Annotated in this window: 14 protein-coding genes and 1 pseudogene; 13 read left to right on the top strand and 2 right to left on the bottom strand. The window is 57.9% G+C overall.

Going from position 1 to position 12,495, the window contains the following annotated elements; genetic code table 11:
- Positions 1 to 53: 53 nt before the first annotated feature.
- On the bottom strand, positions 54 to 950 hold the full coding sequence (locus AAFN47_RS01035; protein WP_499807307.1) for a LysR family transcriptional regulator: 897 nt from the start codon (positions 948 to 950) through the stop codon (positions 54 to 56).
- Positions 951 to 1,072: 122 nt separating this feature from the next.
- On the opposite strand from AAFN47_RS01035, the gene AAFN47_RS01030 reads away from it, so the two are divergent.
- From AAFN47_RS01030 to AAFN47_RS01020, 3 genes and pseudogenes are all read left to right on the top strand, one after another.
- Positions 1,073 to 1,495, top strand: a complete 423-nt coding sequence (locus tag AAFN47_RS01030) for a DoxX family protein (RefSeq protein WP_499807306.1) — start codon at positions 1,073 to 1,075, stop codon at positions 1,493 to 1,495.
- A 53-nt stretch (positions 1,496 to 1,548) separates the two neighbouring features.
- On the top strand, positions 1,549 to 2,373 hold the full coding sequence (gene ygiD / locus AAFN47_RS01025; RefSeq protein WP_499807305.1) for a 4,5-DOPA-extradiol-dioxygenase: 825 nt from the start codon (positions 1,549 to 1,551) through the stop codon (positions 2,371 to 2,373).
- A gap of 33 nt (positions 2,374 to 2,406) precedes the next feature.
- Positions 2,407 to 2,813 (top strand): annotated as a pseudogene (locus tag AAFN47_RS01020) (glutathione S-transferase family protein); the annotation flags it as partial.
- A 346-nt stretch (positions 2,814 to 3,159) separates the two neighbouring features.
- On the opposite strand, the gene AAFN47_RS01015 reads toward AAFN47_RS01020, so the two are convergent.
- Positions 3,160 to 3,807 (bottom strand): glutathione S-transferase family protein, encoded by a 648-nt coding sequence (locus AAFN47_RS01015; RefSeq protein ID WP_499807304.1) that lies wholly within the window; start codon positions 3,805 to 3,807, stop codon positions 3,160 to 3,162.
- Positions 3,808 to 3,968: 161 nt separating this feature from the next.
- Here AAFN47_RS01015 and AAFN47_RS01010 point away from each other — a divergent pair, with 161 nt between their 5' ends.
- From AAFN47_RS01010 to AAFN47_RS00965, 10 genes are all read left to right on the top strand, one after another.
- The gene (locus tag AAFN47_RS01010) at positions 3,969 to 4,751 is read left to right on the top strand and encodes an ABC transporter substrate-binding protein (RefSeq protein WP_499807303.1); all 783 of its coding nucleotides are present in this window, start codon (positions 3,969 to 3,971) and stop codon (positions 4,749 to 4,751) included.
- Positions 4,752 to 4,845: 94 nt separating this feature from the next.
- The gene (locus AAFN47_RS01005; RefSeq protein WP_499807302.1) at positions 4,846 to 5,559 is read left to right on the top strand and encodes an ABC transporter permease; all 714 of its coding nucleotides are present in this window, start codon (positions 4,846 to 4,848) and stop codon (positions 5,557 to 5,559) included.
- On the top strand, positions 5,556 to 6,386 hold the full coding sequence (locus AAFN47_RS01000) for an ABC transporter permease (RefSeq protein WP_499807301.1): 831 nt from the start codon (positions 5,556 to 5,558) through the stop codon (positions 6,384 to 6,386). The genes AAFN47_RS01005 and AAFN47_RS01000 overlap by 4 nt, the downstream gene beginning before the upstream one ends.
- A 77-nt stretch (positions 6,387 to 6,463) precedes the next feature.
- Positions 6,464 to 6,811, top strand: coding sequence for a type II toxin-antitoxin system RelE/ParE family toxin (locus tag AAFN47_RS00995; RefSeq protein ID WP_499807300.1), 348 nt, complete (start codon positions 6,464 to 6,466; stop codon positions 6,809 to 6,811).
- Positions 6,804 to 7,163 carry a helix-turn-helix domain-containing protein gene (locus AAFN47_RS00990; RefSeq protein ID WP_499807299.1) on the top strand — a complete coding sequence of 120 codons (360 nt, stop codon included), beginning with the start codon at positions 6,804 to 6,806 and terminating at the stop codon, positions 7,161 to 7,163. Before AAFN47_RS00995 ends, AAFN47_RS00990 begins: the two co-directional genes overlap by 8 nt.
- Before the next feature lie 245 nt (positions 7,164 to 7,408).
- Entirely contained in the window at positions 7,409 to 8,506 is a 1,098-nt protein-coding gene (locus AAFN47_RS00985; protein ID WP_499807298.1) for a polyamine ABC transporter substrate-binding protein, read from the top strand.
- A 33-nt stretch (positions 8,507 to 8,539) separates the two neighbouring features.
- Positions 8,540 to 9,673 (top strand): ABC transporter ATP-binding protein, encoded by a 1,134-nt coding sequence (locus AAFN47_RS00980; protein WP_499807297.1) that lies wholly within the window; start codon positions 8,540 to 8,542, stop codon positions 9,671 to 9,673.
- On the top strand, positions 9,670 to 10,557 hold the full coding sequence (locus AAFN47_RS00975) for an ABC transporter permease subunit (RefSeq protein WP_499807296.1): 888 nt from the start codon (positions 9,670 to 9,672) through the stop codon (positions 10,555 to 10,557). The genes AAFN47_RS00980 and AAFN47_RS00975 overlap by 4 nt, the downstream gene beginning before the upstream one ends.
- Positions 10,558 to 10,566: 9 nt before the next feature.
- A complete protein-coding gene (locus AAFN47_RS00970) occupies positions 10,567 to 11,379 on the top strand; it encodes an ABC transporter permease subunit (RefSeq protein ID WP_499807295.1) in 813 nt (270 codons plus the stop codon).
- A 120-nt stretch (positions 11,380 to 11,499) separates the two neighbouring features.
- Positions 11,500 to 12,489, top strand: coding sequence for an NAD-dependent epimerase/dehydratase family protein (locus AAFN47_RS00965; RefSeq protein WP_499807294.1), 990 nt, complete (start codon positions 11,500 to 11,502; stop codon positions 12,487 to 12,489).
- Positions 12,490 to 12,495: the final 6 nt, after the last annotated feature.

The raw sequence follows: 12,495 nt of genomic DNA, 5'->3' as shown, positions 1-12,495 counted from the left end.
CAATTGGGCAGTCTCCGACAACACCCGCGTTTGCTCACATTTGAAAGTTTATCTTAGAGGATGTCCGCCGAGCGGATGTCCTCCAGGGCGAAATCGATCAGCGCGCGGATCTTGCGCGGCAGCGTGCGTCCCTCCAGGTAGACCGCGCTGACCGGGCCCGTCGTTCCCGTATACTCGGCAAGCAACGGCACAAGGCTTCCCGTCGCCAGGGCGTCGTAGAGCGCGAAACGGGGCGCATAGGCGATCCCAAGCCCGTCGATTGCCAGATCGACGGCAACGCGCGCCGAATTCACCTGGAACTGGCCTTCAACGCTGACGGTGTGCTCGATATCGTCCCGGCGAAACGTCCAGCGACGGGGCGAGCGCCGATTGCTGTCCAGAATACACGCATGCGCCTGCAGGTCATCCGGCGTCGTCGGCGCGCCGTGCGAGGCGACATAGGCGGGGCTCGCCACCAGCATCGAATGAAATTCCCCGAGTTTGCGCGCCTTCAGCGACAGCATCTCCGACTGCCCGATGCGAATGGCCAGGTCGATCCCTTCGCTTGCGAGATCCGCATAGCGGTCGTTCAGCCGCAAGTCGAAGCGCAGAGCGGGATTCTTCTCGCCAAAACGCGCGAGCATCCCGCTCACATAGATTTCTCCGAAAGTGACCGGGGCGGATATGCGGATGACGCCGGAGAACCCGCGCGAACTGTCGGCGACGCCGGCAAGCAGATCGTCGAGATCATCGAGCACGGCCGGCGCCCGCGCCAACAGTTCCTCGCCCGCGGGCGTGAGCCCCACCCGACGGGTGGTTCTCTGCAAAAGCCGCACGCCCAGCCGCGCCTCCAGTTCGGCGACGTATTTCGAGGTCAGCCGGTTGGATACGCCAAGTTGCTCGGCAGCGGCCGTAAAGGAGCCTGTCTGCGCTGTCGCCACGAAGGCCCTGAGTACGTCGGTGGTGTCCATGTCATTCCAATTGAGAACGTATTGGAGATAGTCATTGAATAAAATCTCTATTTTGTTGAAAGCTTGCAAGACCTACTTTCACGCTGGACCAAAACCCACGCCATCCCGAAAGGACACCGGACATGAACTCCCCTACGAATGCCGACTACGCAGCATTCATCCTGCGCGTCACCAGCGGCATCCTGTTTCTCGCCCACGGCCTCACGAAGGTCTTCGTTTTCACCATTCCCGGAACCGTCGGCTTCTTCGAAAGCCTCGGCCTGCCGGCGATTATCGCCTACCTGACCATCCTCGCCGAAGTCGGCGGCGGCCTGGCCCTGATCCTCGGCGTGGCCACACGGCTTGTCTCCATGCCTCTCGTTTTGGTACTGCTCGGCGCAGCCTGGGCCCATGCCGGCAATGGCTGGAGCTTCTCCGCTCAGGGCGGCGGATGGGAATATCCGATTTTCTGGGCTGCCGCTCAGGTTGCGATCGGCCTGCTTGGCGCGGGCGCATTCGCTCTGCGCTTGCCGGTCGTCGAAAAGAGCCTCGGCAAATTCGCCTGAACGAACGGGCCGCCATACCGGCGGCCCTGCCTGCCTGACCAGGGAGTAGCGTCATGAGCATCGCCAACCAATTGCAAAACCTGCGCGACCGCCTGTCGCCATCCGACCGGATGCCGCTGGTGTTCCTCGGCCATGGCAGTCCGATGAACGCCATCGAGGACACTGCCTTCAGCCGCGCCTGGTCCGAACTGGGCAGGACGCTTCCCCGGCCAAAGGCCATCCTTGTTGTCTCCGCCCACTGGATGACCAGCGGCGCGACGCTGGTCGACGTTTCGCAGATGCCGCGGACAATCCACGACTTCTACGGCTTCCCGGAAGAACTCTACCGCCAGAATTATCCGGCGCAGGGAGCGCCCGACCTCGCCCGCGAGGTGGTCACGCTTCTGTCGAGCCATCACGCGCAGGAAGACGAGACATGGGGCCTGGATCACGGCGCCTGGACCGTGTTGAAGTTTCTCTATCCCGGCGCGGACGTGCCGGTGTTCCAGATCTCGATCGACATGACGAGCGGCCTCGATCATCAGCTTCGCGTCGGACGCGCGCTTTCAGAGCTGCGAGATCGCGGCGTATTGATCCTCGGATCAGGCAACATCGTTCATAATCTGCGCGCCATGCGCCCCGGCGGCGCCCCCCAGGATTTCGCCCTGGAGTTCGACAGCATGTTCGCAAACCATCTCGCCAATCGCGATATCGCCCCGCTGGCGGATCGCCAGCACTTGGGATCATTGCTTCCCATGGCGCATCCATCCGTCGACCACTACCTGCCGGCCTTGACGGTCGTTGGCGCTTCGGATGGCCGCGACGAACTGACTTTCATGACAGACACGATCGATCTCGGGTCAGTTTCCATGCGGTCCTTCGTGTTCCACGCAACCTGAGGAAACATCACGATGCTCGTCTAAGGCAAATGGATGGAAAACTGGCAGCCGGTCCAGAAATTCGACGAAAAGGGCCGGTTCGCCCGCCAGGTCTCGTCCTTTCGCAACTGGATCACACCGGATGGTAGTCCGGGGCTGACCGGCACGGGCGGTTTTGCCGCCGAGACAGGACGCTACATGTCGCGCTGATCTGCCCCTGGGCCTCGCGCGCGCTGATCGCGCGGAAGGTCAAAGGCCTCGACGCCTTGATCGAGGCGACAGTGGTGAACCTGTCTGTGACACCGCAGGGCTGGCAATACGGCGGCTATCCGGGCGCAGTCGAAGATCCACTCTTCGGCGCGTGTCACATCCACGAGTTCTAAACCCGCGCCGCGCCCTGCTTCACTGGCCGCGCCACCGTGCCGGTGCTCTGGGACATGAAACAAAACAAAAACATTCTTGCTGCATTTCGCAGCAATTTATGCTATATCGAAAGCTCCGTTTCTCTCGCCGAATAATTGCGGAAAGGTCGATGAAACGCGCAAAATTCGAGATTCCCGAAACGATCCCAGAATCCTCAAAACCCGATTTCCCGAAACAAAGCCAGAATTGCCGTGAAACTGAAATCAACGTCTGAATCGTCGATTCCCGAAATGAACCCAGAGGCCACCAAAGCCAATTTCCCGAAACAATGCCAAATTGCATGAAAAAGTTGAACTCGAGTATTTATTATTAATTACAATATCTTACTTTCTTTTCTTTTATTATAATATCAATACCAAAACCTGAAAACTCCCAATCCATCCGTCAATAATCCAATCGCCCGAACAACTCGTCGAACGGAACCATGACGGCGTCGCGATAAGCCGAACGTTGTTTCAACCGCTCATACCAACGCACGATATTGGGAATATCCGGCCGATCGATATCGACCTCGAAATAGCGATAGAGATGCGTCCCGATCGTTATGTCGGCGAGAGTCATCGTCTCTCCGAAAAGCCAGGGCTTGTCGGCCATCACCGTGTCCAGCAGTCTGAAATGATCAGCGCAGCGCGCGACGCTCCGCTCGACCGACTGCGTATCGCGCCGGGCTTCCGGCGTACGATAATATCCCCAGAAAACGCCCGTGAGAAAATCCACCAGAAGCGTGGTCTGCGACCAGTCCATCCAGGCGTCGACATGCGCGCGGTCTGCTATGTCGTCGGGCCAGAGCCCGCTATTTCCACAGCGCGACCCCAGATATCTCAGAATGGCGTGGGATTCCCACAAAACCGTATCGCCGTCCTTGAGAACTGGAACCTTTCCGTGCGGGTTCATCAGTCGGAACTCCGGCGTATCCAGCCCGCCAAACGCGCCGCCGAGTTCGATATGACGATGCGGCAGGTCAAGTTCCGCGAGCAACCACGCGATCTTTTGAACGTTGAAAGAACTGCGCCGGCCGAGAAGCGTGAGCATGGCCTCCTCCCCCTTGTTGCGCCCGGAGCTCCCGGACAGCGAAGATTCGATATTGCTTTTTCGCAGAAAACAATGGGAATATCTTGAGCAGGACGGAGCACGCCGTCTCCAATCGCGTTTCGACGCCAAAGACAAACTGCATAATCAAAGGGAACAGACATATGCGTTTCTCCAAATATCTGACATTCGGGGCAACTGCTCTGGTGGTCGCCGTCGGCATGGGCGCCGCTCAGGCGCAAATGAAGAAAATCAAGATCGGCACGGAAGGCGCCTATCCTCCGTTCAATAACCTGACATCCGACGGCAAGCTCGAAGGCTTCGACATCGACATCGCCATCGCGCTTTGCGAGGAGATGAAGGCCGAATGCGAATTCGTCACCAATGACTGGGACGGCATGATCCCGTCGTTGATCGCTGGCAAGTTCGACGCCATCATCGCCTCCATGTCGATCACGGACGAGCGTCTCGAGCAGGTCGATTTCAGCGAGAAGTACTACAACACGCCGCCGGCGATCGCCGTGCCGAAGGATTCCGACATCACGGATGCAACGGATGCAGGCCTCGACGGAAAGGTGCTCGGCGCGCAGAGCTCGACCACCCACTCCAACTACGCGGAAGAGAAGTTTCCTTCCACGGATCTGCGGCTCTACCCGACGCCTGACGAATACAAGCTGGACCTCGCAAGCGGCCGCATCGACGCCGCAATTGACGACGTTGTCGTCCTCAGCGACTGGCTGGCTTCCGACGACGGCGCCTGCTGCATGATTCTGAGCACGCTTCCGACCGACCTGGTGATCAATGGTCCCGGCGCGGGGATTGCCGTCCGCAAGGGCGAAGAAGAACTGCGCGACGCCTTCACACAGGCGATCGCCGCTATCCGCGCAAACGGAAAATACAAGGAAATCAACAACAAGTACTTTGAATTTGACGTGTATGGCGACTAAGCCGTGCCTCTAGCGCCAATTGCTGCAGGATGTTTCATCCTGCAGCACAGGTTCTGCATGATCATTCAATCAGCGTCTCCACAGGTCTGACGTCATGGATCGGACGTTGACCCTACTGAGTTTCGGGCCGAATGGCTGGATGGACCAGATCATGTATGGTTTTCTGGTCACCGGCGGTTTGGCGCTCGCCACCCTTCCGTTCGGCTTGTTCATCGGATTTCTTCTCGCCCTCGCCAAGCAAAGCGAAGTGAGGCAACTGCGGCTTGCAGCGGAAATCTATACGACCATTTTCCGCGGATTGCCGGAACTCCTCACGCTGTTTCTCGTCTATTTCGGCCTGCAGATCGGTTACAGACAAACCTTGTTGTTTTTCGGCGTCGAGGGCGGCATCGAGATCAATTCGTTTCTTGCCGGGATGATGGCGCTGGGGGTCGTCTTCTCTGCTTTTTCAAGTGAAGTCCTGTTGTCCGCCTTCAGGGCCATTCCTGCCGGGCAATATGAAGGCGCTTATGCGCTTGGGCTCGGCGGGGTTCGCACGATGACGAAAGTCATCCTGCCGCAACTGGTGCGCATCGCCCTGCCCGGCCTCGGAAATCTGTGGATGATCCTGCTAAAGGACACCGCCCTTGTGTCGGTCATCGGCCTGCCGGACATACTTCGCCAGGCGGGAATCGCCGCCCGCGTCAGCAAGGAGGCCTTTCTCTTTTTCGGCATCGCCTGCCTGCTTTACCTACTGCTCGCAATCCTCTCCTCGATATTCATCAGCGCTGTCGAGCGACGCGTCAGGCGTTCGGAGGTTCGGGTATGAGCTTCGCCGAACAGATGATCCCGCCTCGCAGTCCGCCGCCGGCAATCGCGCCGGGCTGGTCCGCCGCCAAGACAACCGGGATCATCGCCATGGCGTTCTGGTTGATCGTCGGCGTTGGCCTGATCTACTTCCTCTTCAGCGCCTGGGATCCCGCCAAGGTCGCCCGATACGGCCCGAAATATCTGTCCGGTCTCGGCGTGACATTGACGCTCGTGAGCGTCTCGATCGTTCTCGGCGCGCTTGTCTCGATACCGGTCGTCGCCGGAAGAATGAGCTACAATCCGCTGTTTTCCGGCATCGCCTACGCCTACGTTTACTTCTTCCGCGGCACCCCGCTGATCGCACAACTCTTCCTGTTCTACTATGGTCTCGGCGAGTTTCGTCACCAGCTCGAAGCCGTCGGTCTCTGGGGGTTCTTTCGCGAACCCTGGAACTGCGCAATTCTGGCGTTCACGCTGAACACGGCCGCGTATCAGGCTGAAATTCTGAGAGGCGCCATCCAGAGCGTGCCGAGGGGACAATTCGAGGGCGGACAGGCGCTGGGCCTCAACCGCGTGCAGATCTACCGAAAGATCGTGTTGCCCCAGGCCATGATCGTGGCGTTGAGGCCCTATGGCAACGAGATCATCCTGATGATCAAGGGATCGGCGGTCGTCGCCATTATCACCGTCCTCGACCTGACCGGCGAAACAAGACGCGCCTATTCCCGCACCTTTGATTTCCAGACCTATATCTGGGCCGCCATATTTTATCTGTTGATTGTCGAAGTTCTTCGCAATGTCTGGAACTGGCTGGAACGCCGTCTGACGCGGCATTTGAAGCGGTAAGAATATAAAACCGACGCCACCGGCAGAATTGATTTGAAAAAACGAAATATTATACCTATTTTGGAATAGAGAAATCATTGACGGAAAAGCCAGTTGTTTGGGTCGGAGACACCCGCAAAAGACTGATGGAATTCCCCAAAGCCGTAAGAGTCGCGGTGGGGTATGCGCTGAGCGAAGCGCAAAACGACCGGAGAGCAGATTACGTCAAGCCAATGAAAGGTTTGGGATCAGGCGTTGTCGAGATTTTTGTGGATTACGATAGCGATGCTTATCGAGCGGTTTACGCGGCAAAAATCGGAGACAGTGTTTATGTCCTCCATGCTTTCAAGAAAAAATCGAAATCAGGAATATCAACACCAAAATCTGAAATCGACCTTGTTAGAAATCGTCTCAGACTTGTGAAAGCGAGAGTGAAGAATGGGTAAGAGGGAAGAAACAATCGAATTTGAATCCGGAAGCGGCAATGTCTTTGCCGACCTCGGACTTCATGATGCGCCTGAATTGAAACTCAAGGCGGCTATCGTGGGCATGATCAACGCGATTATTCGGGATCGAGATCTCACTCAACATCAGGCAGCCGACCTTCTGGGCGTTCCTCAACCGAAAATATCGGCCTTGAAAAACGGCAAGCTTCGTGGATTTTCACTCGAGAGATTGCTGGACTTCATGGTCAAGTTGGATCGAAACGTCGAAATAAGCATCCGAAACGCCCAGAGAGACGAACGGCCAGGGTTCTCTCTCCGCAACGATGAGAAAGCCATCTCGTTGGCAGTTTGAAGCGGTAATGAAAAACCGGGCGCCCTGTGCAAACGCCCGGTCTTCCCCCAGCCGACCGACAATTGCGGGTTTGGCCGGCCCTCTCCGGCGTTCAGATTGCAGTTTGAATCTGAACGCCGGATGAACAGCCGCCCCGCTGACAACCACGAAACATTTGCTGACGGATTCCTGTCATTGCACGCCCGCGTTTTTGTGCTTATTCATTGAACCAACACACTCATAACAAGGGAACACGGGTGGTTTTCATGATCTCGAAAAAAGCAATTCTCAGCGCCGGTGTCGCCTTTGCGATCCTGGCCACAGGCGCCAACGCCCAGGACCGGGTCGTCAACGTCTACAACTGGTCCGACTATATTGCCGAGGACACGCTGGACAAGTTCACGGAAGCAACGGGCATCAAGGTCGTCTACGATGTATACGACAGCAACGAGGTGCTGGAATCCAAACTTCTCTCAGGCAATACGGGATACGATATTGTCGTTCCCACCGGCGATTTCCTGCAGCGGCAGTTGCAGGCCGACGTCTACCAGCCGCTCGACAAATCAAAGCTTCCCAATCTCGCCAACATGGACGCCGGCCTCATGAAACAGGCCGCGGAATACGACGCCGACAACGCGCATTCCGTGATCTACATGTGGGGCACGACCGGCCTCGGCTACAATGAGGACATGATCGCAGAGAGGCTCGGCGACGATTACGTCGTCGACTCCTGGGCCATCCTGTTTGATCCGGAAATCGTCTCAAAACTGCAGGACTGCGGCGTCGCCGTGCTCGACGCGCCGACGGAGCTGTTTCCCGCCGCCCTCAACTATCTCGGTTACGATCCGAACTCCTTCGAGAAGAAGGAGCTGGAGGAAGCGGCCGAACTGATGAAATCGGTTCGCCCCTACATCCGTTACTTCCACTCGTCGCAATATATCAACGACCTTGCCAACGGCGACATCTGCCTCGCCATGGGCTGGTCCGGCGACCTGTTCCAGTCGCGCGACCGGGCGGATGAAGCCGATAACGGCGTCAGCATTGCCTATGTCATTCCGAAGGAAGGCGCGCTTCAGTGGTTCGACGTTCTCGCCATCCCGACCGACGCCCCGAACCCTGAAGAAGCGCACGCCTTCATCAACTTCATCATGGATCCGCAGATCACGGCCGACATCACCAACTATGTCTGGTACGCCAGCGCCAACAAGGCGGCGATGCCGCTGATTGATGAGGAGATCACCTCCGATCCGGGCATATTCCCTCCGCAGGAAGTCCTCGACAATCTCTTCGCCGACAAGCCGCAGCCGCCTTCAGCCGATCGTCTGGTCAATCGTTTGTGGACATCGGTCAAGACCGGTCAGTGAAGCCCGCTCTGTCGCCGCCGGAGGATGGTAGGCATGAATGAGCGCCAGTCGCCTTCGGATATGCCGTGGCGGAACGATTCGGAACCGTTTGTCCGTATTGTCGATGTTTCGCGAAGCTACGGCCCCGTTGTCGCGGTCAACAACGTTTCGCTCGACATATACAAGGGAGAGCTGTTCTGCCTTCTCGGCAGTTCGGGCTGTGGCAAGACAACCTTGCTGAGGATGCTGGCCGGATTGGAAACTGTTTCCTCCGGCCGGATCGAGATTGACGGTCAGGATATGGCCGGCATCTCGCCATGGGACCGGCCGACCAACATCATGTTCCAGTCCTATGCGCTGTTTCCTCACATGAATGTCGAGCGAAACATCGCCTATGGCCTCTATCGCGATGGCGTTCCGCGTGCAGAGGTCACAGACCGTGTAGCCGACATGATCAAGCTGGTGCAGCTTTCCGGCATGGAGCGACGCAAGCCGGACCAGTTGTCCGGCGGGCAACGCCAGCGTGTCGCGCTTGCGCGCTCCCTGATCAAGCGGCCAAAACTTCTGCTGCTTGACGAACCTCTTGCCGCGCTCGACAAGAAGCTTCGGGAAGAAACCCAGTTCGAACTGGTCAACATCCAGGAAAAGCTCGGCGTCACATTCGTGGTCGTCACGCACGACCAGGAAGAGGCGATGACCCTGGCGACGCGCATTGGCGTCATGCGCAACGGCGTCATCGAGCAGATCGCAGAACCGCGCGAGATCTACGAGTATCCGCTCAACCGCTTTGTGGCTGATTTCATCGGCTCGGTGAACATGTTCGAGGGCGTCGTCTCTGAGACCGATCCGGACAGGACGCTCATCCGCTGTGAGGACGCGGACATGACGATCAATGTCTCCCACGGCGTGAGTTGCTCGCCAAACCAGCGTCTGTGGTTTGCGCTCCGACCGGAAAAGCCCGAGATCAGTCGCCATCGGCCCGAAGGCGTAGACAACGTCGTCGAGGGCGTTGTCGAGGAAATCGCCTATCGCGGCAATCTCTCGATTTTCCGTGTACGGCTGAAGACCGGAAAGCAGATCGACTTGACACGCACCAACCAGGAACGCTCGGCGGAGGAGCCGATCACCTGGGGCGATCCTGTCTTCGTTTCCTGGGACGCCGCGTCCGGCGTGGTGCTGACGTCATGACAACGGCGGTCGGCAGTTTTTTCCTGAAGCACCGCCGCCTTTTGGTGATCGCTGTTCCGATGGTCTGGCTGCTGATCTTCTTTCTCGCCCCGTTCCTGGTTGTCTTCAAGATTTCGTTTTCCGAAGCCGCGATGGCGCGACCGCCCTATCTCCCCCTGACCTCCTGGGAAGACGGCCGGTTGCTGATCACGCTCAATCTGGGCAACTACCAGTTCCTTCTGGAAGATCCGCTTTATCTGCTCTCGTTGATATCTTCCGTTCAAATAGCAGCCGTCTCGACCATCTTTGCCCTGCTCATCGGATATCCGATGGCATGGTATATCGCCCGCTCTGCGAACAGGCGACGCAATATCCTTCTAATGCTCGTCATCCTGCCATTCTGGACCTCCTTTCTGCTGCGCGTCTATGCGTGGATCGGAATCCTCAGAAGCACGGGCGTGATCAACAATACGCTTCTTGCACTGGGGATTATCGATGAGCCGCTGGTCATGCTGCAGACCAATTTCGCGGTCTATATCGGCATCGTCTACACCTACCTGCCATTCATGATTCTGCCGCTCTACGCCAATCTGTCGCGACTTGATCCGGCGTTGCTTGAAGCCGCCGCGGATCTCGGCGCAAAGCCCGCAACCACGTTCCTCACTGTGATCCTGCCAATGTCGCTGCCAGGCATTATCGCCGGCTCCATGCTCGTCTTCATTCCGGCGATCGGCGAATTCGTCATTCCCGCGCTGCTTGGCGGGCCGGACACGCTGATGATCGGCAAGATTCTCTGGACGGAATTCTTCAACAACCGCGACTGGCCGGTGGCGTCCGCCGTGGCCATGGTGCTGCTGACGATCATAGTTCTGCCGCTCGTGCGCTTCCGCCGGGCGCGCGGATAAGGGGGGACGATGAAACGCAGCCCCCTTCTCTCGATCATGGCGCTTATCGGCTTTATCTTTCTCTATGCGCCGATCCTGTCGCTCGTCGTCTACAGTTTCAACGAGTCCCGCCTCGTCACCGTATGGAGCGGGTTCTCGACAAAATGGTACGGCGAACTTTTGCGTGACCCGCAAATCCTCGGCGCCGCGTGGATCAGTCTGAAAGTGGCTGTGGCGAGCGCGACCATTTCCCTCGTGCTGGGCACCATGGCCTCGCTGGCGCTCGTGCGTTACGGCCGCTTCCGGTTTCGCGAACTCTTCAGCGGCATGACGACCGCCCCGCTTGTCATGCCGGATGTGATCACCGGCATCTCCCTGCTGCTGCTCTTCGTGACGATGGAAGCGCTGTTCGGGTGGCCGGCGGGTCGAGGATTGCTCACGATCATCATTGCCCACACGACCTTCTGCATGGCCTATGTCGCCGTCGTCGTCGAAACGCGACTGATCAATGTCGACCGGTCGGTGGAGGAAGCCGCCGCCGACCTCGGCGCCAAGCCCTTGCGCATCTTCTTCGACGTGACCCTGCCAAGCATCGCGCCGGCTCTTGTTTCTGGCTGGCTTCTCGCTTTCACGCTGTCGCTGGACGATCTCGTCATCGCGAGCTTCGTCGCCGGACCAGGATCGACCACCTTGCCGATGCTGATATTCTCCAAGGTTCGCCTGGGCGTCAGTCCCGATGTCAACGCGCTCGCCACTATCCTGATAGCGCTGGTGGCCATAGGCATTGCGATCTCGGCGTTCGTGATGACTCGCAGCGGCAGGTCGTCCGAAGCCGACACCTGAATTTTTTCCGTATTTTGATTGCGGGAAATGACCGTTTCTCCGCAATATGGTCATAGTTTCTTCCATTATGACAGTTCGGCGACACTGTCGGCGTCTTCGCCGAATCTGGAGTAGTGCGTAGTGAGTTTGAGCGTATTGTTTGTCGGCGGAACCGGTGAAATTTCGTGGTCATGCGTTCATGAAGCGGTCCGGAAGGGCTTCGACGTGACTGTCCTCAATCGCGGGCGATCCGGTGAAAAACTGCCCCTTCGCGTCAAGCACATTGACTGTGACTTTTCCGACGACGCGGCCTATCGCGCGGCGGTCGAGCAAGGCTTTGACATCGTTTGTCAGTTCCTGGTCTTCCATCCTGAACAGCTTCAGCGCGATATCGACGTGTTCAGGGACAAAGTCGGTCAGTACGTTTTCATATCCACCGCCTCGGCCTACGCAAAACCGATCAGCCGCGTCCCGATTGTCGAGACGACGCCGCTGGTTAATCCCTATTGGGAGTACAGCCGCCGAAAGGCGGCCTGCGAACAGTTGTTGCAGGCGGAAAAAACCCTTCCTTTCACGATCGTTCGCCCGAGCCATACGATCAGGAAGCGATTTCCGACCGCCATGTCGGAGGGCGACACGGCTCTTCATCGCATGGTCGCCAACAAACCGATCATTGTGCCCGGTGACGGCGCAGCGCTATGGACGCTTACCCGCAGCGAGGACTTCGCCGTTCCGTTCGTCGGCCTCTTTGGCAAATCTTCGGCGATCAATCGTGATTTCCACATCACCTCCGACCACGCCTGGCCGTGGGATATGATCTACACGACAATCGGAAGCCTGCTTGGCGTCGAGGTCGACCTGGTTCATGTTCCGACCGACACTCTGGTTCGGTTCCGGGAAGAATGGCGCGGCCCCCTTCTGGGTGACAAGGCTTATTCCGTGATGTTCGACAATTCCAAGGTAAAGTCCGTCGCTGGCGATTTCACATGTGAATCGGACATCGCCAAGCTGCTCAGAAGTCCCTTCGAGCACTGGCTCAACAAGGGCGGCCCTTCAGGCCTGCAGCCTTCGGAAGAGCTGGACACACTCTTCCACAAGATCATCACGGCCCAGCGCAGTGTCAGGCCCTGACCCGGC

It is taken from the genome of Hoeflea sp. CAU 1731, assembly GCF_039888615.1.
Taxonomy (GTDB): domain Bacteria; phylum Pseudomonadota; class Alphaproteobacteria; order Rhizobiales; family Rhizobiaceae; genus Flavimaribacter.
Note: the sequence above shows the minus strand (reverse complement) of the source record. Positions and strands in the feature narration are given on the sequence as shown.